Annotated in this window: 25 protein-coding genes; 8 read left to right on the plus strand and 17 right to left on the minus strand. The window is 72.3% G+C overall.

The features are described 5' to 3' along the window. Nucleotides 1-27: 27 nt before the first annotated feature. Genes ACYVMZ_RS08455 through ACYVMZ_RS08465 form a run of 3 tightly spaced genes read left to right on the plus strand, consistent with a single transcriptional unit; the run spans nt 28 to nt 2,174 of the window. On the plus strand, nt 28-948 hold the full coding sequence (locus ACYVMZ_RS08455; protein ID WP_461077222.1) for an ABC transporter ATP-binding protein: 921 nt from the start codon (nt 28-30) through the stop codon (nt 946-948). Between the two features lie 2 nt (nt 949-950). Continuing rightward, nucleotides 951-1,676, plus strand: coding sequence for an ABC transporter permease (locus ACYVMZ_RS08460; protein ID WP_461077224.1), 726 nt, complete (start codon nt 951-953; stop codon nt 1,674-1,676). 57 nt (nt 1,677-1,733) lie between these two features. Next, nucleotides 1,734-2,174: a hypothetical protein gene (locus ACYVMZ_RS08465; protein ID WP_461077226.1), complete on the plus strand. Its 441-nt coding sequence runs from the start codon at nt 1,734-1,736 to the stop codon at nt 2,172-2,174. Between the two features lie 52 nt (nt 2,175-2,226). On the opposite strand, the gene mug is transcribed toward ACYVMZ_RS08465, so the two are convergent. Next, nucleotides 2,227-2,775: a G/U mismatch-specific DNA glycosylase gene (mug, locus tag ACYVMZ_RS08470; protein WP_461077228.1), complete on the minus strand. Its 549-nt coding sequence runs from the start codon at nt 2,773-2,775 to the stop codon at nt 2,227-2,229. A 13-nt stretch (nt 2,776-2,788) separates the two neighbouring features. Then, on the minus strand, nt 2,789-4,231 hold the full coding sequence (gene purB, locus ACYVMZ_RS08475; RefSeq protein ID WP_461077230.1) for an adenylosuccinate lyase: 1,443 nt from the start codon (nt 4,229-4,231) through the stop codon (nt 2,789-2,791). Nucleotides 4,232-4,489: 258 nt separating this feature from the next. On the opposite strand from purB, the gene ACYVMZ_RS08480 reads away from it, so the two are divergent. Then, nucleotides 4,490-5,617: a SchA/CurD-like domain-containing protein gene (locus ACYVMZ_RS08480; protein WP_461077232.1), complete on the plus strand. Its 1,128-nt coding sequence runs from the start codon at nt 4,490-4,492 to the stop codon at nt 5,615-5,617. A 384-nt stretch (nt 5,618-6,001) separates the two neighbouring features. Here the strand turns inward: ACYVMZ_RS08480 and ACYVMZ_RS08485 are convergent, their stop codons facing one another. The 9 genes from ACYVMZ_RS08485 to ACYVMZ_RS08525 form a co-directional block, all read right to left on the minus strand. Then, the gene (locus ACYVMZ_RS08485) at nt 6,002-7,030 is read right to left on the minus strand and encodes a methyltransferase (RefSeq protein ID WP_461077234.1); all 1,029 of its coding nucleotides are present in this window, start codon (nt 7,028-7,030) and stop codon (nt 6,002-6,004) included. A gap of 42 nt (nt 7,031-7,072) precedes the next feature. Next, nucleotides 7,073-8,128, minus strand: a complete 1,056-nt coding sequence (locus ACYVMZ_RS08490) for a right-handed parallel beta-helix repeat-containing protein (RefSeq protein WP_461077236.1) — start codon at nt 8,126-8,128, stop codon at nt 7,073-7,075. 93 nt (nt 8,129-8,221) lie between these two features. Continuing rightward, nucleotides 8,222-9,004 (minus strand): SGNH/GDSL hydrolase family protein, encoded by a 783-nt coding sequence (locus ACYVMZ_RS08495; protein ID WP_461077238.1) that lies wholly within the window; start codon nt 9,002-9,004, stop codon nt 8,222-8,224. Nucleotides 9,005-9,068: 64 nt separating this feature from the next. Next, nucleotides 9,069-10,082: a hemolysin family protein gene (locus tag ACYVMZ_RS08500; protein ID WP_461077240.1), complete on the minus strand. Its 1,014-nt coding sequence runs from the start codon at nt 10,080-10,082 to the stop codon at nt 9,069-9,071. Then, nucleotides 10,079-11,407, minus strand: coding sequence for a hemolysin family protein (locus ACYVMZ_RS08505; RefSeq protein ID WP_461077242.1), 1,329 nt, complete (start codon nt 11,405-11,407; stop codon nt 10,079-10,081). Before ACYVMZ_RS08505 ends, ACYVMZ_RS08500 begins: the two co-directional genes overlap by 4 nt. Before the next feature lie 150 nt (nt 11,408-11,557). After that, a complete protein-coding gene (locus tag ACYVMZ_RS08510; protein ID WP_461077244.1) occupies nt 11,558-11,983 on the minus strand; it encodes a GNAT family N-acetyltransferase in 426 nt (141 codons plus the stop codon). Beyond that, nucleotides 11,889-12,698 carry a TIGR03621 family F420-dependent LLM class oxidoreductase gene (locus ACYVMZ_RS08515; protein ID WP_461077836.1) on the minus strand — a complete coding sequence of 270 codons (810 nt, stop codon included), beginning with the start codon at nt 12,696-12,698 and terminating at the stop codon, nt 11,889-11,891. The genes ACYVMZ_RS08510 and ACYVMZ_RS08515 overlap by 95 nt, the downstream gene beginning before the upstream one ends. A 94-nt stretch (nt 12,699-12,792) precedes the next feature. Further along, entirely contained in the window at nt 12,793-15,360 is a 2,568-nt protein-coding gene (locus tag ACYVMZ_RS08520) for an ABC transporter permease (RefSeq protein WP_461077247.1), read from the minus strand. 4 nt (nt 15,361-15,364) lie between these two features. Beyond that, nucleotides 15,365-16,210 carry an ABC transporter ATP-binding protein gene (locus ACYVMZ_RS08525; RefSeq protein WP_461077249.1) on the minus strand — a complete coding sequence of 282 codons (846 nt, stop codon included), beginning with the start codon at nt 16,208-16,210 and terminating at the stop codon, nt 15,365-15,367. A 199-nt stretch (nt 16,211-16,409) separates the two neighbouring features. Between ACYVMZ_RS08525 and ACYVMZ_RS08530 the strand changes: the two genes are divergently transcribed. Together ACYVMZ_RS08530 and ACYVMZ_RS08535 are read left to right on the plus strand one after the other, a co-directional pair. After that, nucleotides 16,410-16,628 (plus strand): toxin-antitoxin system HicB family antitoxin, encoded by a 219-nt coding sequence (locus tag ACYVMZ_RS08530; RefSeq protein WP_461077251.1) that lies wholly within the window; start codon nt 16,410-16,412, stop codon nt 16,626-16,628. Nucleotides 16,629-16,632: 4 nt separating this feature from the next. Further along, nucleotides 16,633-17,007 (plus strand): fic family toxin-antitoxin system, toxin component, encoded by a 375-nt coding sequence (locus tag ACYVMZ_RS08535; protein WP_461077253.1) that lies wholly within the window; start codon nt 16,633-16,635, stop codon nt 17,005-17,007. A 1-nt stretch (nt 17,008) separates the two neighbouring features. On the opposite strand, the gene ACYVMZ_RS08540 is transcribed toward ACYVMZ_RS08535, so the two are convergent. The 4 genes from ACYVMZ_RS08540 to bioB all read right to left on the minus strand — a co-directional run bounded on the left by ACYVMZ_RS08540 (nt 17,009) and on the right by bioB (nt 20,915). Beyond that, entirely contained in the window at nt 17,009-17,683 is a 675-nt protein-coding gene (locus ACYVMZ_RS08540) for a class I SAM-dependent methyltransferase (protein WP_461077255.1), read from the minus strand. 83 nt (nt 17,684-17,766) lie between these two features. Beyond that, entirely contained in the window at nt 17,767-18,483 is a 717-nt protein-coding gene (gene bioD, locus ACYVMZ_RS08545; protein ID WP_461077257.1) for a dethiobiotin synthase, read from the minus strand. Between the two features lies 1 nt (nt 18,484). After that, entirely contained in the window at nt 18,485-19,765 is a 1,281-nt protein-coding gene (locus ACYVMZ_RS08550; RefSeq protein ID WP_461077259.1) for an adenosylmethionine--8-amino-7-oxononanoate transaminase, read from the minus strand. Further along, on the minus strand, nt 19,758-20,915 hold the full coding sequence (bioB, locus tag ACYVMZ_RS08555) for a biotin synthase BioB (protein WP_461077261.1): 1,158 nt from the start codon (nt 20,913-20,915) through the stop codon (nt 19,758-19,760). The genes ACYVMZ_RS08550 and bioB overlap by 8 nt, the downstream gene beginning before the upstream one ends. Before the next feature lie 148 nt (nt 20,916-21,063). On the opposite strand from bioB, the gene ACYVMZ_RS08560 reads away from it, so the two are divergent. Continuing rightward, nucleotides 21,064-22,191, plus strand: coding sequence for an 8-amino-7-oxononanoate synthase (locus ACYVMZ_RS08560; RefSeq protein ID WP_461077263.1), 1,128 nt, complete (start codon nt 21,064-21,066; stop codon nt 22,189-22,191). 62 nt (nt 22,192-22,253) lie between these two features. Here ACYVMZ_RS08560 and ACYVMZ_RS08565 read toward each other — a convergent pair whose 3' ends face one another. After that, complete coding sequence (locus ACYVMZ_RS08565; protein ID WP_461077265.1) at nt 22,254-22,478, minus strand: DUF397 domain-containing protein; 225 nt, start codon at nt 22,476-22,478, stop codon at nt 22,254-22,256. 9 nt (nt 22,479-22,487) lie between these two features. Next, complete coding sequence (locus ACYVMZ_RS08570; protein WP_461077267.1) at nt 22,488-23,348, minus strand: helix-turn-helix domain-containing protein; 861 nt, start codon at nt 23,346-23,348, stop codon at nt 22,488-22,490. Nucleotides 23,349-23,563: 215 nt separating this feature from the next. Here ACYVMZ_RS08570 and ACYVMZ_RS08575 point away from each other — a divergent pair, with 215 nt between their 5' ends. Then, complete coding sequence (locus ACYVMZ_RS08575; protein WP_461077269.1) at nt 23,564-24,022, plus strand: ATP-binding protein; 459 nt, start codon at nt 23,564-23,566, stop codon at nt 24,020-24,022. Nucleotides 24,023-24,041: the final 19 nt, after the last annotated feature.

Below are 24,041 nucleotides of genomic sequence, written 5' to 3' on the forward strand. Positions count from 1 at the left end.
CCCGCCTGGAACGGCCACGCTGCTGCCATGACCAGCATCGACGTCCGAGACCTCACCAAGGAGTACGGCACCCGCCGGGCCGTGGACGGCCTCACCTTCACCGTGCGCCCCGGCCGCGTCACCGGCTTCCTCGGCCCCAACGGCGCCGGAAAGTCCACCACCATGCGGCTCGTGCTCGGCCTCGACCGGCCGACCGCCGGCTCCGCCACCGTGGGCGGCCGCGCCTACGCCACCCTGCACGAACCCCTGCGCCACGTCGGCGCCCTGCTCGACGCCCACGCCGCGCACGGCTCCCGCACCGCCCGCGACCATCTGCGCGTCCTGGCGGCGGCCAACCGCATCCCGGACCGCCGGGTCGACGAGGTGCTGGAGGAGACGGGCCTGGCCTCGGTAGCCCGCCGCCGGGTGAAGACGTACTCCCTGGGCATGCGGCAGCGGCTCGGTATCGCCGCCGCCCTGCTCGGTGACCCCGAGGTGGTCATGCTCGACGAGCCCTCGAACGGCCTCGACCCCGAAGGCATCATCTGGATCCGCGAGTTGCTGCGCCGGCTCGCGGGGGAGGGGCGCACGGTCCTGGTCTCCAGCCACCTGATGAACGAGACCGCGTCCTTCGCCGACCACCTGATCGTCCTCGGCCGGGGCCGCCTGCTGGCCGACACCCCGATGCGGGAGTTCATCCACGCGCGCGTGCGGCCCCGCGTACGGATCCGCACCACGAACCCCACCGCCCTGAAGAGCGTCCTCGCCCGGCACGGTCACGACGCCGTGGAACACGAGGACGGCCACTGGATCGTGCACCACGCGCGCGTGGACGACATAGGGCGCCTCACGTCCGCAGCGGGCGTGCCGCTCCTGGAACTGGCCGTGGAGGAAGGCACGTTGGAGCAGGCCTATCTCGGCCTGACCGCCGCCGAAGCCGAGTTCACCGCACCTCGCCAGGAGGCCTGACCATGGAATCCGCGCCCGTACTGCGCTCCGAGTGGCTGAAGATCCGCACGCTCCGCTCGCTCCTCGGCGCGCTGCTGGGGATGTTCGCGGCGACCACGGCGTTCTCCGCGGTGGCCGGTGTCTCCAAGACGTCCGACCCGGAGTTCGACCCGCTGTTCATGGCCCTGTCCGGGGTCGTCCCGGGCCAGATCGCGGCGATCGCCTTCGGAGCCATGGCCGTGTCGTCGGAGTTCCACGGCGGTGCGCTGCGGCTCTCACTGGCCGCGGTGCCACAGCGCGGACGGTGGTTCGCCGCCAAGGTGACGGCGATCGCCGTACCGGCTCTCCTCGTGGGACTGGCGACCGCCTTCGCCGCCCTCGTCGTGGCGCGGGCCGGACTGGGCTCCGCGGCGGACGGGCTCACCGTGGGCGAGCAGGTACGCGGGGTCGTGGGCTGCGGGATCTACCTGATGCTGATGGCCCTGTTCGCGGCCGGCCTCGCCACCCTGCTGCGCAGCGGCGTGGCCACACTGTCCCTCCTGATCCCCTTCATCCTCGTGGTCGCGTTCGTGATCGGCGACGCGGTGGGCACCGTAGCGGACTTCCTGCCCGACAAGGCCGGACAGGTGGTCCTCCACGAGACGTACGAGGGAACGCTCGGCCCCTGGCCGGGACTCGTGGTGACCGCCCTGTGGACGGCCGCCGCGCTCCTGGCGGGCGCGTGGAGCCTGCGCCGCCGGGACGCCTGACCGGCCCACGGGCTGACGCCCCGCCAACTGTCAGTGGCGGCGGGTTTACTGGACTTCATGAACATCGCACAGCACATCGCCCTCATCGACGAGCTGTGCTTCCGCCCCTTTCCGGCGGAGCACGGTCCGTCGGATGTCGGCAGCTCGGGTCCCGGCTACCACGTCGCGGTATTAGAGAGCAGTCACGGCCTCGGGGACGCAGACCCGGCGCAGCGGGCGGTGACGGTCGACCAGTGCGAGAAGGACCGGGACGCCCTCGACGAACTCCTCGCCTCACGCTGGGGGGATACGCCGCCCTACAACCTGCAGACCGTTCTCCTGCGCACCGAACGGGAGGAGATACCCGAGCCGTGGGCCACGCTCAGCGCACGCGCACGCGTGGCCTGCCTGTGGGAGGTGGTCGGGACCGGCCGCTGGGTCGCCGTGGCCGTCGCCGACCTGGACGAGTCGGACGAGGTCCAACTCCTGGCCGTCGTCACGGAGACAGACCCGCCGTGACCGGTTGGAACACATCTGCCGTGACCGGCTGGGACAGACCCGCCATGACCGCCTAGGGAGCCTGCGCGGCCGCACGCAGCCGCGCGAACTCCTCCGCCATCGTCTCCACCGTCCAGTGCGCGTTCAGCCCGCTCGGATTGGGCAGCACCCACACGCGCGTGTCGCCGATCGTCCGCGACTGCGGCCCCACCTGGGCCTTGCGGTCGTCGAACGCGGCCCGGTAGGCGGTGATCCCGACCACGGCCAGCCAGCGCGGCCGCAGCCGCGCCACCTTCAGGGCGAGCAGCCGCCCACCCTCGCGGTACTCCTCGGCGCTCAGCTCGTCGGCCCGCGCCGTCGGCCGCGCCACGACGTTCGTGATACCGAGCCCGTACGACAGCAACTCCCGCTGCTCGGACGGCTTCAGCAGCCTCGGCGTGAACCCGGACCGGTGCAGCACCGGCCAGAAGCGGTTGCCGGGACGGGCGAAGTGGTGGCCCGTCGCGGCCGTCATCAGCCCGGGATTTATACCGCAGAACAGCACGCGCAGGCCGTCCGCGACCACGTCCGGCACCGGGCGGTCGCGGGCGGCCTCCAACTCCTCAGGGGTGAAGCGCGGCACGATGTGCGGCGTGTCAGAGGATCGCCCCGGGCGTGTAGCCCGCGGCCTGAGGGTGCTGCTTGACGATCTCCTCGATCCGGCCGACGACGGCGCCGACCTGGTCGCCCGCGGCGCCGGTGAAGGACAGCTTGTCCGCCATCAGCGCCTCCAGCTGGGCGCGGTCGAGCGGGATGCGCTCGTCGCCGGCGAGCTTGTCGAGCAGGTCGTTGCGCTCGGCGCCCTGCTCGCGCATCGCGAGAGCCGTGGCGACGGCGTTCTCCTTGATCGCCTCGTGCGCGACCTCCCGGCCGACCCCCGCGCGCACCGCGCCCATCAGCACCTTGGTGGTGGCCAGGAACGGCAGGTAGCGGTCCAGCTCCCGGCCCACGACCGCCGGGAACGCGCCGAACTCGTCGAGCACCGTCATGAACGTCTCCAGAAGACCGTCCAGCGCGAAGAACGCGTCCGGCAGCGCGACCCGGCGCACCACCGAGCAGGACACGTCACCCTCGTTCCACTGGTCGCCCGCCAGCTCGCCGGTCATCGAGGCGTAGCCGCGCAGGATCACCATCAGGCCGTTGACGCGCTCGCAGGAGCGGGTGTTCATCTTGTGCGGCATCGCCGAGGAGCCCACCTGGCCCGGCTTGAAGCCCTCGGTGACCAGCTCGTGCCCGGCCATCAGCCGGATCGTCTTCGCCAGCGAGGAGGGCGCGGCGGCCAGCTGCACCAGCGCGGTGACGACCTCGTAGTCCAGCGAGCGCGGGTAGACCTGGCCGACCGAGGTGAACGCCTGCGCGAAGCCCAGGTGACCGGCGATCCGCCGCTCCAGCTCGGCCAGCTTCGCGGCGTCCCCGCCCAGCAGGTCCAGCATGTCCTGCGCCGTACCGACCGGGCCCTTGATGCCGCGCAGCGGGTAACGGCCCAGCAGCTCCTCGACCCGGCCGTAGGCGACCAGCAGCTCGTCGGCCGCGGTCGCGAAACGCTTGCCGAGGGTGGTGGCCTGCGCGGCCACGTTGTGCGAGCGGCCGGCCATGACCAGCTCGCCGTACTCCCCGGCCAGCTTGCCCAGCCGTGCGAGCACCGCCACCGTGCGGTCGCGCATCAGCTCCAGCGACAGCCGGATCTGCAGCTGCTCGACGTTCTCGGTGAGGTCGCGGGAGGTCATGCCCTTGTGCACGTGCTCGTGCCCGGCGAGGTCGTTGAACTCCTCGATCCGCGCCTTCACGTCGTGCCGCGTGACCTTCTCGCGCTCCGCGATCGAGACGAGGTCGACCTGGTCGAGCACGCGCTCGTAGTCGGCCAGCGCCTCCTCCGGAACCTCGATCCCGAGGTCCTTCTGGGCCCGCAGCACGGCGAGCCAGAGCTGCCGCTCCAGCTTCACCTTCTGCTCGGGCGACCAGAGCGTGGCGAGCTCGGCGGAGGCGTAACGTCCGGCGAGGACGTTGGGGATACGGGGCTTGGCGGGCGCAGCAGTCACGTGCACGGAGTCTACCCGGCGTCCAGAGGGCCCCGGATCCTGCTCGCAGACGGGCCCGTCGCCCGAAACACGCAGGCCAGAGGTGACGAACCCGTATGCGTCCCCGGGCCCGGCCGCTCACCCGCGTGATGCGTACAAGTCGCGCGGGCCTGCCGACCGGCCGAGGATCGACGCAGGTCGGCGTCGCGGTGCCGGCGGCCGGCGTTCACCTCTGCCCCGCGAATGTCCTGTCAGGGACGTGAAGGAGACGTGCGCAGGATGACCACCACCTCTGATCGACCGCCGGCGCGGCAGGTGTCGCAGCGGGTCTCCCAGTCCGTGTTCGACGGTTCCAGGCTCCGGGTCGTCCTGCTGGTGGACGTCCACGACGGCGCTCAGCAGCAGTTTCTGGAGGCGTACGAGCAGCTTTCCAACCAGGTCGCGTCCGTGCCCGGGCATGTCAGCGACCAGCTGTGCCAGTCGATCGAGAACCCCTCTCAGTGGCTGATCACCAGTGAGTGGGAGAGCGCCCCGCCGTTCCTCGCCTGGGTCAACAGCGAGGACCACGTACGGATGGTGCAACCGCTGCACGGCTGTGTCCGGGACACCCGGTCGCTGCGCTTCCACGTCGTCCGCGAGACCGGCGCGGGGCAGCCCGCCGCCGAGGCCGCGCAGCGCTGGCTCCAGGCGTCCCCCAGGATCGGGGACGGCGTGACCAGGCACGCACTCACCTTCACGGTCAAACCGGGCAGCGAACGTGCCGTCGCCGAGATCCTGGCCGACTACGCCTCGCCCGAGCCGCGCGTCGACGACACCACCCGGCTGTGCCGCACGTCCCTGTTCATGCACGGCAACCGGGTCGTACGGGCCATCGAGGTGCGCGGCGACCTGCTCGCCGCCCTGCGGCACGTGGCGCGGCAGCCGGAGGTCCGCGCCGTCGAGGAAGCCATCAACCCCCACCTGGAGCAGCACCGGGACCTCGACGACCCCGTATCCGCCCGGGCCTTCTTCACCCGGGCGGCGCTGCCCGCCGTGCACCACGTGACGGCGGACGAGGAGAGCGCGGTGGGGGAGCGGTACGCGCTGTACTACCCGGCCCGGCCGGGCAGCGGACTGCGGCTGGCCGAGGTGCTCGCCCAGCAGGACGAGGCGGCGGCGGACGATCCGCACACCCTGGTCCTGCGCAGCACGATCTTCCAGCGCGGCGACGTCGTGGTGCGGCTGATCGACGTCCGGGCCGGCCTGGACACCGACCCCGCCCGCGCCCTCGGCCTCGCGGATGCCCGGCAGGCGGCCGAGCTGACGACGCTCCTCGACGGTGAGGCAGGTGCGGACGGCGACCTGGAGCGTCTTCTGCCGCTCGCCCGCATGGAGCTCATCACCGACCGCCGGGCGCCGGAGGCCTGACGGCCGGGCCGGGCCGACGCCGACCGCGTGCCCTCCGGGCTGCCGTCGGCGCCCGGATGCCCGACCCTGCGGGCCACTCCCGACCCATGCCGGTCACCAAGGCTGTTCCCGACGCCGGGGGCTTTGTGCTGTGGCCGAGGGCGGCCTCCGGATGCGAGCCCCCGGAGGGCCCCAGCCGGAGACCTGACCGCCGAGGCCGGGCCCGATTCCGGACGCCCGACCGCCCGAGACGGCCCCGAGCCCGTCCCCCGAGGCGCCCCGCCGCCCGCCCCCCTGACCACCGAAGCCGACCCCGGCGCACGGGCATGCCCGTGCTCCGAGGTCGGCCCGACGCCCGGGGCGCCTGTCGGCCGCCCCTGCCGCGGCAGGGGCGGCCGACCCCGGTCACCCCGGCACAGTGCAGTCGAACGCGTGCAGGTAGGGATTGACCGGACTGATGTCGTCGATGACCAGGCCCGCGGCGGTCAGCCGGCGGACCATGCTGTCGGTGGTGTGCTTGGCCCCGCCGACGTTCAACAGCAGCAGCAGGTCCATGGCGGTGCTGAACCGCATCGACGGTGTGTCGTCGACGAGGTTCTCGATGACCACCACGCGTGTCCCCGGCCCGCCCGCCTCGATGACGTTGCGCAGCAGCCGGGCCGTGCTGTCGTCGTCCCATTCCAGGACGTTCTTGACGACGTAGACGTCGGCCTTCACCGGCACGGCCTCCCGGCAGTCGCCGGGCACGACGCGCACCCGGTCCGCGAGCGAGCCGCCCGGCCGCAGCCGCGGATCGGCGTTCTCCACCACGCGCGGCAGGTCGAGCAGCGTGCCGTGCATCGCCGGGTACTTCTCCAGCAGGCTCGCCACCACGTGCCCCTGGCCGCCGCCGATGTCGGCTACCGAGGAGGCCCCCGACAGGTCGAGGAGCTCGGCGACGTCCCGGGCGGACTGCCGGCTGGAGGTCGTCATGGCCCGGTTGAACACGTCGGCCGACTCCGGGGCGTCCTCGTTGAGGTAGGTGAAGAACTCCTTGCCGTACAGGTCCTCCACGACGTTGCGGCCGGTGCGCACCGCCTCGTCGAGGAGCGGCCAGGCGTCCCAGGTCCACGGCTCGGTGCACCACAGGCAGATGTCGCGCAGACTGTTCGGGTCGTCCTCGCGCAGCAGCCGGGACATGCCGGTGTGCGCGAACCTGCGGTCCTCCTGCTCGGTGAAGACCCCGTAGCAGGACAGGGCCCGCAGCAGTCGCCGCAGCGGCTGCGGCTCGGCCTTCACCGCGGCCGCGAGGTCCTCCACGGCCATGGGGCCGTCGCCGAGTGCGTCGGCCACGCCCAGCCGGGCAGCCGCACGGAGGGCGGCGGCACACGCCGCCCCGAACACGAGCTCCCTCAGCCGCATGGACGGCGGCGGGGCAGGGTTTGCGGTCGTCATGTGCCGCCTTTCCTTCGTGGGTTCACGGATGGGTACGACGGTTCAGCACAGCCCCGCGGGCTTGGAGAGCGTGCAGGAGTTGCCCTGGAAGGTGTTGCCCTTCCCGGTGTCCGTGTTGACCAGGTCGGCCGGGGAGTTGTTCCGCAGCGTGTTGTCGGTGATCCGGTTCCGCTCGCTCTTGGCGCCCACCATGCTCTTGAAGATCACGACGCCGCCGGACAGCGGCGAGGTGCCCCTGTTGTCCGCGACCGCGTTCCGTGTCACCAGCGTGTCCTCGGCGCCGGTCAGCACGATCCCCGAGCCCTGCAGGAAGGGCAGCCGGGGGGTCTTCGGGCAGTACTTGTTGTTCGCCACGACCCGGTTGTCGCGCACGGTCAGGGCGCCGGCCCGGGGGCGGGTCTCGTCGCCGACCACGAACACGGCGGCGCAGTTGGCGGTGGCGTCGTTGTACGCGACGGTGAGGTTCCGCAGGCGCCGGACGGTCAGACCGATCCGGTTGCCCTCCAGACGGTTGCGGGCGACCACGGTGCCCAGGGTGTCCATGGCGCCCTTCTCGGCGGTGACCGTGTTGGCGAGGAACACCCCGGCGTCACCGTTGTTCCGGGCGATGTTGTACGTGAACATGCCGCGTACGGAGTTCTCCTGGGCGAGGCCCCACTGCCCGTTCTTCTCGGCGGTCACCCGCCGGACCGTCAGCCGGTCGGTGCCCGTCGCCCACAGGCCGTTCTTGGCGAAGCCGGACAGGGTCAGCGCGGCGATCGTGGTGTGCTCGACGGGACGGCTCTCCGTGCCCTCCACACAGATGCCGTTGCCGGCCTTGGCACAGCTGTTCGCGGCCTTCGCGGCGGGTTTGATGACGGTGCGCGGGCCCTTGCCGCGCAGGGTCAGCCCGGACGTGGTCACCCGGACGCTCTCCCGGAAGGTGCCGGGGGCCAGCAGTACGGTGTCGCCCGGCTGAGCGGCGTCCACCGCTTTCTGGATCGACTCCCCGGGACGGACCAGGTGGGTCTGCGGACCCTCGACCGGCGGGGCGGCCCCGATCCCCGTGCCGACGAGTGCCGCGGTGCATGCCAGATAGGCGAAGTGGCGTTTGATCATAAGTGGCACGCTATGTCCGGATGTTGACCGGGACCGGCCGATCGGCCATTCGGCGGCGTGTCTCCGGTGCCGAGCCCACCGGAAGGGAGGGGCCTACGCCGCCGGACCCTCGTACGGCAGCAGCTCGGGCCGCTTCGGCGGGCGGCCGTCGCCGGACGAGCGCCCCGTCAGCCGCCGCCCGATCCACGGCAGCAGGTGCCGCCGGGCGAACCGGGCGTCCGCGACCCGGCGCGAGACCCAGCCGGGCGGCGCGGTCACCGGCGGTGGCATGTGCCACTCGGGATCCTCGGGCTCGTAGCCCAGCGTCTGCCACACGGCCTCCGCGACCCGGCGGTGCCCCTCGGCCGTCAGATGCAGCCGGTCCACGTCCCACAGGCGCGGATCACCGAGCGCGGGCGCGCCGTACAGGTCGACGACCAGCGCGTCGTGCCGCCGGGCGAGCTCCTCGACCCAGGCGAACAGCGCCTCCATGCGCGGCCGGAACCGCTCCAGGACCGGGCCCTGGCGGCCCGGGCTGCGCATCAGCACCAGCTGCTTGCAGGAGGGGGCCAGTTTCTCCACGGCCTCGGTCAGAAGATCGCGCACCCGCACCATGTCGCACTTGGGCCGCAGCGTGTCGTTGAGCCCGCCGACCAGGGTGATCACGTCGGCCTGCATGGCCGCCGCCGCGTCCACCTGCTCCGTGACGATCTGCCCGATCAGCTTGCCGCGCACAGCGAGGTTGGCGTACCGGAACCCGGGGTTGACGGCGGCCATCCGCGCGGCGAGGAGATCGGCCCAGCCCCGGTACGTGCCGTCCGGCAGGAGGTCCGACATGCCCTCGGTGAAGGAGTCGCCGACCGCGACCAGGCTGGTGTGGGTGGGGTTCGTCTGCATGGCGACAGAGATGGTATCCGGTGCACATACCCATCGGTCGGTCGGCCCGGATGCCAGCGACGGCTCACGCCCGCTGCCCGAACAGCTCCCGCAGCACGTCCTCCATGGTCACCAGTCCCGCGAGCCGCCCGTCGGCGCCGATCACGGCCGCGAGATGCGTACGGCTGCCCCGCATCGCCGTGAGCACGTCGTCCAGCGGCGTGCCCTCACGCACGCGCGCGATGGGCCGCATGTCCCGCAGCCGGAACGGCACATCCCGCGGCGAGGCGTCCAGGGCGTCCTTCACATGCAGATAGCCGACGATCCGCCGTCCCTCGTCCACCACCGGGAAGCGCGAGAACCCCGACCGGGCCGACAGCTCCTCCAGCTGCTCGGGCGTGACGCCCACGCGCGCGTACACGACGCTTTCCAGCGGCAGCACCACGTCGCGCACCGGTCGGCGGCCCAGTTCCAGCGCGTCGTGCAGCCGCTCCCGCGCACGGTCGTCGATGAGACCCGCCTCACCGGAGTCCTTCACGATCCGCGCCAGCTCGGCGTCCGAGAAGGAGGCCGTGACCTCTTCCCGGGCCTGCACCCGCAGCAGCCTCAGCAGCGTGTTGGCGAACGCGTTCACCGTGAAGATCACCGGGCGCAGCGCCCGGGACAGCGCCACCAGCGGCGGGCCCAGCGCCAGCGCGCTGCGCACCGGCTCGGCGACGGCGACGTTCTTCGGCACCATCTCGCCGAACAGCATGTGCAGATACGTCGCCAGGGTCAGCGCGATCACGAAGGAGACCGCGTGTCCCGCGCCCTCCGGCACGCCCATCGCGTGGAACACCGGCTCCAGCAGGTGCTCGATGGCCGGCTCGGCGACCACACCGAGGACCAGCGTGCACAGCGTGATGCCGAGCTGCGCGGCCGCCATCAGCGCCGACACGTGCTCCAGGCCCCACAGCACGCTCTTGGCGCGCCGGTCGCCCCGTTCGACGTACGGCTCGATCTGGCTGCGGCGCACCGAGATCAGTGCGAACTCGGCGCCCACGAAGAAGGCGTTGACGACGAGTGTCGCCAGACCGATCAGCAGCTGGACGGTGGTCACCGCTCCACCCCCGTCTCGTCGTCGAGGGGTGCGTGCAGCAGGACGCGTGCCGCGCGGCGGCCCGTGGCGTCCAGGACCTCCATGCGCCAGCCGGCGACCTCGAGGGTGTCCCCGACGGCGGGAATCCGGCCGAGCCGAGTGGCCACGAGCCCGGCCAGCGTCTCGTACGGTCCCTCCGGCGCACGCAGGCCGACCTGCGCGAGCTGGTCGAGGCGCGCCGAGCCGTCGGCCGAGTACAGGGCGTGGCCCGCCTCGTCCGTGCCGGCCGGGGCCAGTTCGGGCGTCTCGTGCGGGTCGTGCTCGTCGCGGACCTCGCCGACGACCTCCTCGACGATGTCCTCCAGCGTGGCCACGCCCGCCGTGCCGCCGTACTCGTCGATCACGACGGCCATGGTGCGCTTGCCGGAGAGCCGGTCCAGGAGCCGGTCGACGGTGAGCGACTCGGGGACCAGCAGCGGCTCGCGCATCAGCTCGGAGACGGGGACCAGGCGCCGGCGGTCCGCGGGCACCGCCAGGACGTCCTTGACGTGGGCGGTCCCCACGACCGAGTCGAGGGTGCCGCGGTAGACCGGGAACCGGGACAGTCCGGTCGCCCGGGTCGCGTTCGCCACGTCCTCGCAGGTCGCCTGGGCGTCGAGGGCGATGACCTGGACCCGCGGGGTCATCACGTTCTCCGCGGTCAGGTCGGCGAGGTTCAGGGTCCGTACGAACAACTCGGCGGTGTCGGCCTCCAGGGCGCCCTCCTTGGCGGAGTGCCGGGCCAGCGCCGCCAGCTCCTGCGGTCCGCGCGCGGAGGCCAGCTCCTCGGCGGGCTGCAGGCCGATACGGCGCACCACGCGGTTCGCCGTGTTGTTGAGGTGGGTGATGAAGGGCCGGAACGCGGCGCTGAACCAGCGCTGCGCGTTGCCCACGGTCTTGGCGACCTTCAGCGGCGACGAGATCGCCCAGTTCTTGGGCACCAGCTCGCCGACGACCATCAGGAACACCGTCGACAGGCCCGTACCGATCACCAGCGCGAGAGACGACGCCGCCGAGCGCGGGACGCCGACGGACTTCAGCGGGCCGGCGAGCAGCGCGGCGATCGACGGCTCGGCGAGCATGCCGACCACCAGGTTGGTGACCGTGATGCCGAGCTGCGCCCCGGACAGCTGGAAGGTCAGGTTCCGCACGGCCTTCAGCGCGCCCGACGCGCCCCGCTCGCCGCGCTCCACGGCCCGCTCCAGCGCGGCGCGCTCGACCGTGGTCAGGGAGAACTCCGCCGCCACGAAGGCACCACAGGCGAGCGAGAGCAGGATCGCCACCAGAAGGAGGAGCACTTCGGTCATCGGGTCACCTCCGTCCCATGGTCGGTCAGGACGGGACGGAGTGCGCGATGTCGCGCACAGGGAGGCTCACCCATCGGTGGACGCTCGGAACCTTTCATGGGGGACCGAGTGGCCCTCCACGAGCAAAGGATCAGTAAAGAAGTCGGCAGCCTAGTCGGTGAGGGGCTTCACCCAGCGCCGCCACTGCTCCTCGGGCGCGTATCCGGCGGCGCCCCACGCGTGATGTGCGGTCTCGTTGCGCCGCAGCACCATCGCGTCCGCGCGGCGCCCGCCGAGCCGTACGAACCTCTCCTCGGCGGCGGCGAGCAGCGCGGAGGCGATCCCCTGGCGGCGATGGTCCGGATGCACGGCCAGCCGGTACAGATGGCAGCGCCAGCCGTCGAAGCCCGCGATCACCGTGCCCACCAGCTCGCCGCCGTTCTCGGCGAGGATCAGCGCCTCGGGGTCGCGGGCGACGAGCCGCTCCACCCCGTCCCGGTCGTCACTGATGCTCGTCCCCTCGGCGGCCGTCTTCCAGAAGGCCAGCACGGCGTCCAGGTCCTCGGGCACCGCGGCCCGTATGCGCACGTCGGTCATGCGGTGATCCCATCACGCGCCGCTTGCCACGACCCGGCATTTCCGGGATACGGACGGTCAGGCGCCGCGGAGCCGTTCGATGACCGGCCCGAAGGCCTCCATGGACGGCTCCAGGACGGTCAGATAGGCCCGCCGCCAGCTCCTGGTACCGCCCCACGCGCTCGTCGAGTTCCTCCGCGCTGATCGCCGTCAGCTGCCCGGTGGTGCTCCCGGGCACCGATCGCGCGCCGGTGAAGGCGGCTATGTCGGCGTGCTCGGCGGTCAGTTCGAGCATCCGGTCGCCGTTGGCGCCGATCAGCAGCGGCACCCGCGGCTTCTGCACCGGCCGCGGCCGGTGCTCCTTGGACGTCAGCAACCGGTCCAAATCCTCGACGGTCCGCCGGAGATGCTCGACCCGTTCGCGCGGCGACCCGAAGGGCAGTCCGGCGGTGTCGTGCTCGGCCCGGACGTAGCCGGTGCCGAGCCCGAGTTCGAGGCGCCCGCCCGTCAGCGCGTCCGTCGTCGCCACCTCACGGGCCAGCAGGGCAGGATTCCAGAAGCCCGCGTTGAGCACGAAGGTCCCCAGCCGGGGGCGTTCGGTGGCCTCGGCCGCCGCCACCAGCGCCGGGAACGGCGCCGGCATGCCCAGATGGTCGGGGACGAGGATCACGTCGTAGCCGAGTTCCTCGGCCCGGCGGCACTTCGCACGCCACTCGTCCGCCGGGGCGGGGCTCATGAGGTTGACGGCCAGCAGCCCCACCACCGAAGCGGAACGGGCGCGGCAGGAACTCTCCTCACGGGCAAGCGACTTGAGGCCACAGAGGAGTCAATCACTCGTGCGCGATGGCCGCCAGCACGTTCATGCGGGAGGCACGCAACGCCGGCAGCAGCGCCGCGACGACGCCCACCACCGCCGAGCCGACGACGACGGCGACGATCGTGCCCCACGGGATCGCGAGCGCCGTCATGCCCTGCAACGCCAGCACCTGCTGGGTGCACACCCCCCACACCAGCCCCAGCGCGAGCCCCAGGACCGCGCCGAACACCGCGATGACCACCGACTCCAGCCGGATCATCCGGCGCAACTGCCGCCGCGCGAGCCCGATCGCCCGCAGCAGACCGATCTCCCGGGTGCGTTCCACCACCGACAGCGCCAGGGTGTTGACCACGCCGAGCACCGCGATGATGATCGCCAGCCCCAGCAGCGCGTAGACGAGGTACAGCAGGACGGCGATCTGGTCGTGCACCAGGTCCTTGTAGTCGGCGAGGTCCCTCACCTGCACCTGCGGATACCGGTCGAGGGTGCGGTCCAGGGCGGCGCGCAGATCGTCCGGGTCCGTGCCGGGCGCGGCGTTGACGTACAGCACGGAGTCCTGCCCGCCCGGCGCGTACCGCTCCAGCGTGGCGAGGCCGAAGTACAGCCCGCCCTGCTGCCGGAACCCCTCGGCGGACTCCTGGTCGGTGAGGGCGCTCACCGTCAGCTCGGCCCGGCGCCCGCCCTGGAACTCGACGGGTACCACCGTGCCGACGCGCACCCCGTGGTCCCGCGCGAAGTCCCGGTCCATCGCGAGACGCCCGTCCGCGAGCGCCGCCGCGCTGTCGCCCCGCGCGTAGGTGATGTTGGCGACGTCGTCCAGCCGCGGGTCGTAGCCGGCGGCGGTCGTCTTCACCCGGTCGCCGTCCGGGAGCCGGACCGCGACCGGCGCGAACCTCGACCGTACGACGAGCCCGACGCCCTCGGTGTCCCGCACCGCGTCCGTGACCTCCCGCGGGAAGGGCACGAAGTTGCTGTTCTGGATCACGAAGTCGGCGCCGAGGGTCTTGTCGATCTGCTGGTCGAACGACTCGGTCATCGAGGCGCTCGCCACCGACATCCCGCCGACCAGGGCGAGACCCACCATCAAGGCGGCCGCGGTGGCTCCGGTGCGGCGGGGGTTGCGCAGGGCGTTGCGCTGGCTCATCCGGCCGACCGAACCGAACAACGCCGGGAAGGCACCGCCCAGCACCCGGATCACGGGACGGACCAGCAGCGGGCCCGCGATGACCGTCGCGATCAGCGTCAGGACGACGCCCAGGCCCAGCAGGGACGCCGCCGCCGACGTCTGCGACGACACCACGCACCCCACGAGGGCCGCCGCGCCCGCCGCCCCGACGACCGCGCCCACCACCGCCCGCAGCCGCAGCGGCCGTCCCACCCCCGCCACCTCGGCGTCCGCCAGGGCGGCCATCGGCGAGACACCCGCCGCGCGCCGGGCCGGCAGATACGCGGCGACGAAGGTGACACCGACCCCGACGAGGTACGCCGCGACCGGGGTCGCCCAGCCGATGACCATCTCGGTGGCCTTGATGTTCATGCCGAGCAGGCCCATCAGCTCGATGAGCCCGGCGGCGAGCCCGATGCCCGCGGCCAGTCCCACCGTGGAGCCGAACAGGCCGAGCAGCAGCGCCTCGGTGAGGACCGAGCGGCGCACCTGGCGCCGGTCGGCGCCCAGCGCGCGCAGCAGCCCCAGCTCGCGGGTCCGCTGCGCGATCAGCATGGAGAAGGTGTTGACGATCAGGAACACGCCGACGAGGACGGCGATCCCGGCGAAGCCGAGCATGACGTACTTGATGATGTCGAGGAATCCGCCCAGCTGTTCGACGTCCGACTCGGCCTGCTCGGCGGCCGTGCGGTAGTCGTAGGCGTTCGCGCCGAGCGCGGCGGCGACGCGCTGCTTGAGCTGGTCGTCGGTGACATCGTCGGCCGCGTCGACGGAGATACCGGTGGCGGCCCCGGGGTCGCCCAGCAGCTTGGCCTGCGCGGTCGGCGTGTCGAGGAACAGCAGGGCCGCGCCCGGGTTGGTCGTGGTGAACGTGACGATGCCGACGACCTCGACCTTGAACGAGCCGGGCGCCGCGATGACGGTGAGGGCGTCGCCGACGCGTACGTTCCTGCGGTCGGCGGTCTCGGAGTCGATCAGCGCCTCGGCCGGGCCGCGCGGGGCGTGACCGGAGGTGAGCTCCACGGGGCTGCGTTCGGTCGGGTTCCAGTTGGTGCCGATGGTGGGGGCGCCGGTGGTCGGGCCGACGGGCTGGTTCTCGTCGTCGACGACCGTGATGTTCCGCGTCTCCGCGTCCACGCGCGCGGCGGCCACCCCGTCCACCCGCGCCACACGGTCCGCCAGCGCGGCCGGGAGCGTGGCCGTCGCCCCGGAGGGCACCGCCTCGTCGAGGGTCTCCTTGGGGGTGACGGTGACGTCGGCGGCGGTCGAGGCGAACAGCCGGTCGAAGGTGCGGCTGACCGTGTCGGAGAAGATCAGGCTTCCCGCGACGAACGCCACGGACAGGATGACGGCCAGCGCGGACAGCAGCAGGCGTCCCTTGTGCGCGAGGAAGCTCCTGAGTGTCGCCTTCAGCACGGGGTCAGTTCTCCTCGGGTGACGGTCTGTCCGCCGGGACGGCTCCGGGTGCCGGGCCGCCGTCGTCGGCCTGGACGCGGATCACGTCGAACCGCTTCATCCGCTCCAGCACCGACTCCGCCGTGGGCCGGCGCATCTCGTCGACGATCCGGCCGTCCGCGAGGAAGAGCACCAGGTCGGAGTGGGCTGCGGCGCCCGGGTCGTGGGTGACCATGACGACCGTCTGCCCGAGGGTGTCCACGGCTTCGCGCAGGATGCCGAGGACCTCCAGCCCGGCGCGTGAGTCGAGGTTGCCGGTCGGCTCGTCCGCGAAGATCAGCTCGGGCCGGGAGGCCAGCGCCCGCGCGCACGCCACGCGCTGCTGCTGCCCGCCGGACAACTGCGACGGCCGGTGCCCCAGGCGGTCCCTGAGGCCGAGCGTGTCGATGACCTCGTCCAGCCACTTCTCGTCGGGTTTCTTGCCCGCGATGTCCATGGGCAGGGTGATGTTCTCCAGCGCGTTCAGGGTCGGGATGAGGTTGAACGACTGGAACATGAAACCGACCCGGTCCCGCCGCAGCCGGGTCAGCTCGCGTTCCCTCAGACCCGTGATCTCGGTGTCGCCGATCCACACCCGCCCGGCCGAGACCGTGTCGAGCCCCGCCAGGCAGTGCATCAGCGTGGACTTCCCCGAGCCCGACGGCCCCATCACCGCGGTGAAACGGCCGCGCGCGATGTCCACGTCCACCGAGTCCAGGGCGAGCACCGCCGTCTCGCCCGAGCCGTACGCCTTGGTCAGACCGCGGGCGCGGGCCGCGGTCCCGTCGGCCGACCCGAGGCCCGGGGCGTGCTCCGCAGCAGGTGTGGACAAGGCCGCCTCCTCGGGATGGACGTACGGACTTCCTCGTCCCGGCCGAGGGTAATGTGATCCGTCCCACACCTGGTATCCCCCGTGGGTCCCGGGTGCGTCTCCACCCCAGGTCGGGCCCCCGATACCGGTGTAAGGGACACGCTTCACCGACCGGGCGAGCCCCTTGCCGGTGCTAGCGTCTCGACGCTAGCGTCGAGGTATGGCGAAGACCCAGCTGAACGTGCGCGTGGACGAGGAGACCGCCCGCGCGGCCCGCGAACGCGCCCTGGCGCGCGGCATGAGCGTCAACCGCTACATCGAGGAGCTGGTCCGGCAGGACACCGGGGAAGCCGGCCACACCTTCGTGGAGGCCGCCGCCGACTTCATGAAGCAGTACGAGAAGGTGTTCGCCGAGGAGGTCGGCGAGCCGCGCCGCTGATCCGTTGAACAACCTCAGAATCGACCTCGCCTGGCTGCTCATGCTCGCCGAACAGCGGACGCCCGGAGACCCCCAGGTCACCGACTGGGGCGCCCTCGTCGCCGCCGTCGCACGCCACCAGGCCGAGATATTCGACGTCCCCGTCTACGACAGCCCGCACGCGCGTGCCGCCGCGCTGCTCCAGCTCCTCGTCCACGTGCCCGCGCTGGAACGCTCCAACGCCCTGTTCGCCTCCGCCGTCGCGTACGCCTACCTCGTCGCCAGCGGCCTGAAGGTCACCACCTCGCCCGAGCAGGTCCGCGACCTGGCCCGGCTGGTCAGCAGCGGTGAGGCGTCGGTGTACGACATCGCGGAAGAACTGCGCCAGTGGAGCCTGTGAGCTACTCCGGCCCGGGCCGCCACGCGGTGCCCAGCACGCAGTACGAGGTGGGCAGCCTCGGCCCCTTCTCCGGCATCAGCGTCCGCCGGTAGGGGCCGAGTTCGAACCCGGCCTCCCGCAGCGCCGCGACCGGGTCCCGGGACAAGTGGCAGCCGCCGTTCAGCACCGGCCACAGCGTCCGGTCCAGCGCGCGCTGGGTGAGTGTCATCGCCCGGCCGCCGCCCACGCCGTGCTCGAAGAACCGCACCTCGCCGCCCGGCCGCAGCACACGCCGCAGCTCCCCGAGCGCCCGCGGCACGTCCCGCACACTGCACAGCACCAGCGAGACCACCGCCGCGTCGAAGGCCTCGCTTTTGACCGGCAGCGCCTCCGCCGCACCCGGCGCCACGTCCACCGGCACCTCCGCCCGCAGGGCCGCCTCCACCGCCAACTTCCGCAGCATCCGCTCCGGTTCGATGGCGACGACCTCGGAGACGGTGCCCGGGTAGTGCGCGAAGTTCAGGCCGTTGCCGGCGCCGACCTCGATCACCCGCCCCGACAGCCCGGCGAGCAGCCGGTCCCGCACCCCAGCCATGCCGGCTCTGGTCTCGGCGGCCACGCTGACCCGGGCGTAGTAGCGGGCGAACAGGGGGTGGTGCACGGCATCCCGCGCCCTCCCGGCAGACCGCAGCGGCATGGGAACCTCCTCGGCAGGACGGGCCTCAGGGTGATTGTCCCCCGTACGGACCCCACGCACCCCCGCCGTGCACGCCCGGACCGTCAGGGTGCCTGCCGTACGCGGAACGCCTCCGCGTCCCATGTGCCGTCGAGCCGCGGTGCCAGCCAGTGCGGAGCCGCCGCCCGGAACTCGGCCGGGTCGAGGGCCGCCACCCCGGCGGGCACGGCGCCGAGCAGGGGTGTCCCGGCCACGTCCGGCAGATCCACCAGGTTGCAGCGTGAGGCGAGGTCGGGCTCGGCGGGCCAGCTGCCGATCACGATCCCGGGCGACTCCAGCCCCCGGGAGCGGAGCTCACGTGCCGTCAGCTCCGTCGTGTTCAGCGTGCCGAGCCCCGCGGTCGCCACCACCAGGACCGGCGCCGACAGCAGCTGCGCCGCGTCCGCCAGCGTGCCGCCCGCCGCGTCGAACCGTACGAGCAGTCCGCCCGCGCCCTCGACGAGCACGAGGTCGTGCTCGGTGGCCAGCTTGGCGGCGGCCTCCGCGACCTCGTGCGGGTGCACCGGCGCGCGACCGGCCCGGCGGGCGGCCGTGGCCGGCGCCAACGGCTCGGGGTACCGGGCGAGTTCGGCCGTCGTCACGGCACCCGCGAGCCGCGCGACCTCGGCGGCGTCCCCGGGCTCGTCCGGCCGTACACCCGTCTGCGCGGCCTTCAGCACGGCCACGGACCGGCCGGCCGCCAGCGCCGTCGCGGCGACGGCGGCCGTCACGACCGTCTTGCCGACCTCCGTACCCGTGCCCGTGATCACCAGTACCGGCATGTCATCCCTCCCGCGCCGCCGCGCACACCGCGCGCGCGATTCGCGCCACGTCCGCGTCGCCCGTGACGTACGGCGGCATCGTGTAGATCAGGTCGCGGAACGGCCGCAGCCACACGCCCTCCCGGACGGCGGCCCGGGTCGCCGCCGCCATGTCGACCGCGTGGTCGAGCTGCACGACCCCGATGGCGCCGAGGACCCGTACGTCCTTCACCCCGGGGAGGCCCGAGGCCGCCGACAGGCCCTCCCGCAGCCCGGCCTCGATCCGCTTGACCTCCGCGAGCCAGTCCTGCCCGAGGAGCAGCTCGATCGAGGCGCAGGCGACGGCCGCCGCCAGCGGGTTGCCCATGAAGGTCGGCCCGTGGGCGAGCACCGGCACCTCGCCCCGCGAGATGCCGTCGGCCACCCGGGAGGTGCACAGCGTCGCCGCCATGGTCACATAGCCGCCGGTCAGTGCCTTGCCCACGCACATCACATCGGGCGTCACGGCGGCGTGCTCCGCCGCGAACAGCGCGCCCGTGCGCCCGAATCCGGTCGCGATCTCGTCGAAGACCAGCAGCACGCCGTGGGCGTCGCACGCCTCGCGCAGCACCCGCAGATAGGCGGGGGAGTGGAACCGCATCCCGCCCGCGCCCTGCACCACCGGCTCCACGATCACCGCTGCCAGCTCGTCGGCGTGCCGCTCGATCAGCGACCGCAGATGATCGGCGTACGACTCCTCGTACCGCGCCGGCGGCGGGTCCGCGAACACCTGGCGCTGGAGCACCCCGGTCCACAGCTCGTGCATGCCGCCCTCGGGGTCGCACACCGACATCGGCTGCCAGGTGTCGCCGTGGTAGCCGCCGCGCCAGGTCAGCAGCCGTTGCTTGCCCGGACGGTCCAGCGAGCGCCAGTACTGCAGGCACATCTTGACCGCGACCTCGACCGACACCGACCCGGAGTCGGCGAGGAAGACGTGCTCCAGACCCTCGGGCGACATGTCGACAAGGAGCTTCGCCAGGCGTACGGCGGGCTCGTGGGTGAGCCCGCCGAACATCACGTGGCTCATCCGCGCCAGCTGCTCGCGCGCGGCCTCGTTCAGCACCGGGTGGTTGTAGCCGTGGATCGCCGACCACCAGGAGGACATGCCGTCGACCAGCTCGCCCGAGCCGTCGGCCAGCTTCAGCCGCACCCCGCTCGCCGCCTCCACGACGAGCGGCTCCTGACGACCGGGCATGGGGCCGTACGGATGCCACACGTGCCGACGGTCGAGCTCCAGCAGCTCCGGCACGCTCAGCTCAGGCATTGGGCGCGATATCCGTTCCGGCGCCCCGGCGGCGGACGGCGACCAGGTCGGGCCTGGGCTCGTCGACCCGCGGAGCAGGTGCGGAACCGCAGACTTTGCCGCCCTCCTCGGAGCCGCACCCGCCGCCCTCGTGGCAGCCCCCGGAGGTGCGGTGCTCCGGCAGCGTCACCTGGTCGGTGCCCTCCACCTCGAACCCGGCGTCCGCGATCATCTCCAGGTCGGCCCTGCCCGCCTGGCCCTCGCTGGTGAGGTAGTCACCGAGGAAGATCGAGTTGGCCAGGTGCAGGGCGAGCGGCTGCATGGAGCGCAGATGGACCTCACGGCCGCCCGCGATGCGCACCTCGACGTCCGGGCACACGAACCGGACCATCGCCAGGATCCGCAGGCAGCGCTGCGGGGTCAGGTGCCACTCCTTGGCCAGCGGGGTGCCCTCGAACGGGATCAGGAAGTTGACCGGAACCGAGTCCGGGTCCAGCTCGCGCAGCGCGAAGACCACGTCCACCAGGTCCTCGTCCGTCTCGCCCATCCCGGCGATCAGACCCGAGCAGGCGGACAGGCCCGCCGCGTGCGCCTTCTGGACGGTGTCCACCCGGTCGGCGTAGGTGTGGGTGGTGGTGATGTCCCCGTACGTCGCCTCGGACGTGTTCAGGTTGTGGTTGTAGGCGTCGGCGCCCGCCTCGCGCAGCCGCTCCGCCTGGCCGTCGGAGAGCAGCCCCAGACAGGCGCACACCTCGACGCCCTCGTTCTGCTCCTTGATCGTCTTGATGGTCTCGGAGACCCGGTCGACGTCCCGGTCGGTCGGCCCCCGTCCGCTGGCCACCAGACACACCCGCTTGGCACCCCCGGCCACACCGGCGGCCGCGGCCTGGGAGGCCTGGTCGGGTTTCAGCCAGGTGTACTTCAGGATCCCGGCCTTGGAGCCGAGCCGCTGGGAGCAGTAGGAGCAGTCCTCCGGGCACAGGCCGGACTTGAGGTTGACGAGATAGTTGAGTTTCACCCGTCGGCCGAACCAGTGCCGGCGCACCTTTCCGGCCGCGGCCACCACATCGAGCAGGTCGTCGTCGGGCGTGGCGAGGACGGCCAGCGCCTCCTCGCGGGTCGGCGTCTCGCGCCGCAGCCCCTTGTCCACCAGCGTGTTCAGCAGGTCCATGGGAGCTGATCCTGTCGTACGGAGCCGCCCCGGGCCAAGGAGACTTCGCACAACAGAGGCGCTTCGACGTGTGGGTATCGCCACATCCTGGCCTGCGGGCCGGGCCGCTAGTGTCTGTGCACTGCCTACAAATTCCCCCGGAGGACCCATGGTGTTCGGCTGGATCGACGAGCAGGCGGAACTGCGCCGCCGCGCGGGTCTCGTACGGACCCTGCGCCCGCGCCCGGCCGACGCGCCGCTCCTCGATCTCGCGAGCAACGACTACCTGGGCCTGGCCCGTCACCCGGAGGTCACCGAGGGTGCCGCGCGGGCCGCGCGGACCTGGGGCGGCGGCGCGACCGGCTCCCGGCTCGTCACCGGCACCACCGAGCTGCACACCGAGCTGGAACGCGAACTGGCCGATTTCTGCGGCTTCGAAGCGGCCCTCGTCTTCTCCTCCGGCTACGCGGCCAACCTCGCCGCGGTCACCGCGCTGGCCCCGCACGGCTCGCTGATCGTCTCCGACGCGGGCAACCACGCCTCGCTGATCGACGGCTGCCGGCTGGCCCGGGGCACCACGCAGGTCGTGGCGCACGCCGACCCGGACGCCGTGCGCAAGGCGCTGCGGACGCACGACGGGCCCGCGATCGCCGTGTCCGACACGGTCTTCTCGGTCGACGGCGACGCGGCCCCGCTCGCCGAGCTCGCCGAGGCATGCCGGGAGCACGGCGCGGGGCTGGTGGTCGACGACGCCCACGGCCTGGGTGTGCTCGGCGACGGCGGCCGCGGAGCCCCGCACGCGGCGGGACTCGCGGGCGCCGACGACGTCGTCGTGACGGTCACGCTGTCCAAGTCGCTCGGCAGCCAGGGCGGAGCCGTCCTCGGCCCCGCCCGGGTCATCGACCACCTGGTCAACGCGGCCCGGACCTTCATCTTCGACACGGGCCTCGCCCCCGGCGCGGCGGGGGCGGCCCTGGCGGCACTGAGGCTGCTGCGCCGCGAACCGCAGCGTGCGGCGCGAGCGCGGGCCGTGGCGGGCGAGCTGCACACCCGCCTGACGGCCGCCGGCCTGGAGGCGGTCCGTCCGGACGCCGCGGTCGTCTCCGTGCGCGCGCCCTCCCCGGAGGGAGCCGTGCGGTGGGCGGCCGACTGCCGGGCGGCCGGACTGGCCGTGGGCTGCTTCCGTCCTCCTTCCGTGCCCGACGGCATCTCACGGCTGAGGTTGACCGCCCGTGGCGACCTCTCCGGGGAGCAGATCGAACGCGCCGTACGGGTGATCGGCGAAACGCGGCCATGAGTCGGCGTGCACGGCCGTGCGTCGCGGGTGAGGGACAGGTCGGCTGAGGGACAGGTCAGGGATCACCGGAGCGCGGCCGTGAACCGCGTCCAGCTCCCGGGGGAGAAGAGCAGCGCGGGCCCGGCCGGGTCCTTGGAGTCCCGCACGGCGAGCAGCCCGGCCCAGGGGCCGGAGGCCGGACGGGCCGTCTCTACGCAGTTGTTCGCGCCGGTGCTGTAGCTGCTGCGCAGCCACCGCACGTCGGGCAGATCGGTGCTGGAGGGGATGGTCCGAGGCAATGCACGCATGGTGCCTCCTTACGCGCCGGCAGCTATCCCGGCGATGAAATCCAACGATTCCTCGGGCGAAAGGGCGTGGATCTGAAGGGCGTTGAAGGCCTCCGTGTAGGCCTGGAGGTCTTCTTTCCGTTCGAGATAGAGGCTACTCGTCAAGTGGTCGAGAACAACAACGTCCAGATCAGAAGTGTGCGGAAATGACAAAATTACGAAAGGCCCTGTGACTCCGATGTGCGCCCCGGCGGCGAACGGCAGGACCTGGAGCCGTACGTGGGGCAGCTGCGCCTCCTCGACCAGCCGCGTCAGCTGCCGGGCCATCACACCGGGCCCGCCGACCTCCCGGCGCAGCACCGCCTCGTCCAGGACGGCGTTCAGTTCCAGCGGCGGATCGGCGCGCAGCACGTCCTGCCGGGCCAGCCGTACCTCGACCAGGGTGTCGAGCCGTTCCTCCGACAGGCCCTCCACGGCGGCCCGCGTCACCGCCCGTGCGTACTCGGGCGTCTGCAACAGCCCGGGGACGACGGTGGTCTCCAGCGTGCGCATCGCGCCGGCCTGGGACTCCAGGCTGATGAAGTCGCGGTAGGTCGGCGGCAGGACCCCGCGGTAGGCGTGCCACCAGTGGTGCCGGCCGCCGGGGTCCTCCGACCCCGCCAACACCAGCAGCAACTCCCGCAGTTGGGTCTCGACCACGCCGTAGGCGTCGAGGAGTAACCGCACATCGGCCGGTTTCACCCCGCTCGTGCCGGTCTCGATCCGGCTGACTTTCGACTGGTGCCAGCCCACCAGCCGGGCGGCCTCACCACTGGTGAGCCCCGCTGAGGTGCGCAGCGCGCGCAGTTCGGCGCCCAGCTTCCGGCGGCGCACCGCGGGACCGTGCTGCATGGGCTTCTCCTTACTCCTTCCGAGGCGCCCAAATACGGTCTTCCGTCGTAGAGTTCACCGCTTTGAGCGACAGATATATGCATATCTTGGTGGATCGCCGTCCTTCGCCGGGGTGGTGATGGCAGTCTGGCGGGCGAAGCACCAGTCCGGGACCGTACTCGAACCATCCGTCTCCGTGTCGGACTGCGGTCCCGGGGGAAAGGGACGACGTCGCCATGGCAGACCATTTGGAAGCCTCCGTCACTCTGCCGAGCGATCCCGCCTCGGTCTCCGCCGCCCGCGCCTATGTGGTGGGCACGCTGGCGGAGTGGGGCATGCCGGCGGACACGGAAGTGTCCGACACCGTCCGGCTCATCATCTCCGAACTCGCCACCAACGCCGTCCAGCACACCTTCGGCCAGTCGCCGACCTTCACGGTGGACGTCGCCCTCGACCGTGACGAGCAGCTGCGCATCGGCGTGACCGACAGCCACCCGCGCTTTCCCAAGCGGCTGCCCGCCGCAGTCCAGCAGGACAACGGTCGGGGCATGGTGATCATCCGGTGCCTGACCGCGGAATGCGGCGGCAGACTGCGCATCCGCCCCACCCGGTCGGGCGGCAAGACGGTCTCCGTCGAACTGCCGTGGACCCTGCCGACGGCACCGGTACCGGCGGCGGGCCAGCAGGAGTCGTAAGCCCGGTCAACCTGGCGAA

The organism is Streptomyces deserti (assembly GCF_054782695.1).

Excerpts from the sequence above, each read along its gene's own strand:
- ACYVMZ_RS08570 (WP_461077267.1), bottom strand. The coding sequence starts at position 23,348 with ATGCAGCACGGTCCCGCGGTGCGCCGCCGGAAGCTGGGCGCCGAACTG.
- ACYVMZ_RS08485 (WP_461077234.1), bottom strand. The coding sequence starts at position 7,030 with ATGACGACCGCAAACCCTGCCCCGCCGCCGTCCATGCGGCTGAGGGAG.
- ACYVMZ_RS08515 (WP_461077836.1), bottom strand. The coding sequence starts at position 12,698 with ATGAGCCCCGCCCCGGCGGACGAGTGGCGTGCGAAGTGCCGCCGGGCC.
- ACYVMZ_RS08565 (WP_461077265.1), bottom strand. The coding sequence starts at position 22,478 with ATGCGTGCATTGCCTCGGACCATCCCCTCCAGCACCGATCTGCCCGAC.
- ACYVMZ_RS08560 (WP_461077263.1), top strand. The coding sequence starts at position 21,064 with ATGGTGTTCGGCTGGATCGACGAGCAGGCGGAACTGCGCCGCCGCGCG.
- ACYVMZ_RS08460 (WP_461077224.1), top strand. The coding sequence starts at position 951 with ATGGAATCCGCGCCCGTACTGCGCTCCGAGTGGCTGAAGATCCGCACG.
- ACYVMZ_RS08550 (WP_461077259.1), bottom strand. The coding sequence starts at position 19,765 with ATGCCTGAGCTGAGCGTGCCGGAGCTGCTGGAGCTCGACCGTCGGCAC.
- ACYVMZ_RS08480 (WP_461077232.1), top strand. The coding sequence starts at position 4,490 with ATGACCACCACCTCTGATCGACCGCCGGCGCGGCAGGTGTCGCAGCGG.
- ACYVMZ_RS08455 (WP_461077222.1), top strand. The coding sequence starts at position 28 with ATGACCAGCATCGACGTCCGAGACCTCACCAAGGAGTACGGCACCCGC.
- ACYVMZ_RS08465 (WP_461077226.1), top strand. The coding sequence starts at position 1,734 with ATGAACATCGCACAGCACATCGCCCTCATCGACGAGCTGTGCTTCCGC.
- bioB (WP_461077261.1), bottom strand. The coding sequence starts at position 20,915 with ATGGACCTGCTGAACACGCTGGTGGACAAGGGGCTGCGGCGCGAGACG.
- ACYVMZ_RS08530 (WP_461077251.1), top strand. The coding sequence starts at position 16,410 with ATGGCGAAGACCCAGCTGAACGTGCGCGTGGACGAGGAGACCGCCCGC.
- ACYVMZ_RS08495 (WP_461077238.1), bottom strand. The coding sequence starts at position 9,004 with ATGCAGACGAACCCCACCCACACCAGCCTGGTCGCGGTCGGCGACTCC.
- ACYVMZ_RS08510 (WP_461077244.1), bottom strand. The coding sequence starts at position 11,983 with ATGACCGACGTGCGCATACGGGCCGCGGTGCCCGAGGACCTGGACGCC.
- ACYVMZ_RS08575 (WP_461077269.1), top strand. The coding sequence starts at position 23,564 with ATGGCAGACCATTTGGAAGCCTCCGTCACTCTGCCGAGCGATCCCGCC.
- ACYVMZ_RS08540 (WP_461077255.1), bottom strand. The coding sequence starts at position 17,683 with ATGCCGCTGCGGTCTGCCGGGAGGGCGCGGGATGCCGTGCACCACCCC.
- ACYVMZ_RS08505 (WP_461077242.1), bottom strand. The coding sequence starts at position 11,407 with ATGACCGAAGTGCTCCTCCTTCTGGTGGCGATCCTGCTCTCGCTCGCC.
- ACYVMZ_RS08490 (WP_461077236.1), bottom strand. The coding sequence starts at position 8,128 with ATGATCAAACGCCACTTCGCCTATCTGGCATGCACCGCGGCACTCGTC.
- bioD (WP_461077257.1), bottom strand. The coding sequence starts at position 18,483 with ATGCCGGTACTGGTGATCACGGGCACGGGTACGGAGGTCGGCAAGACG.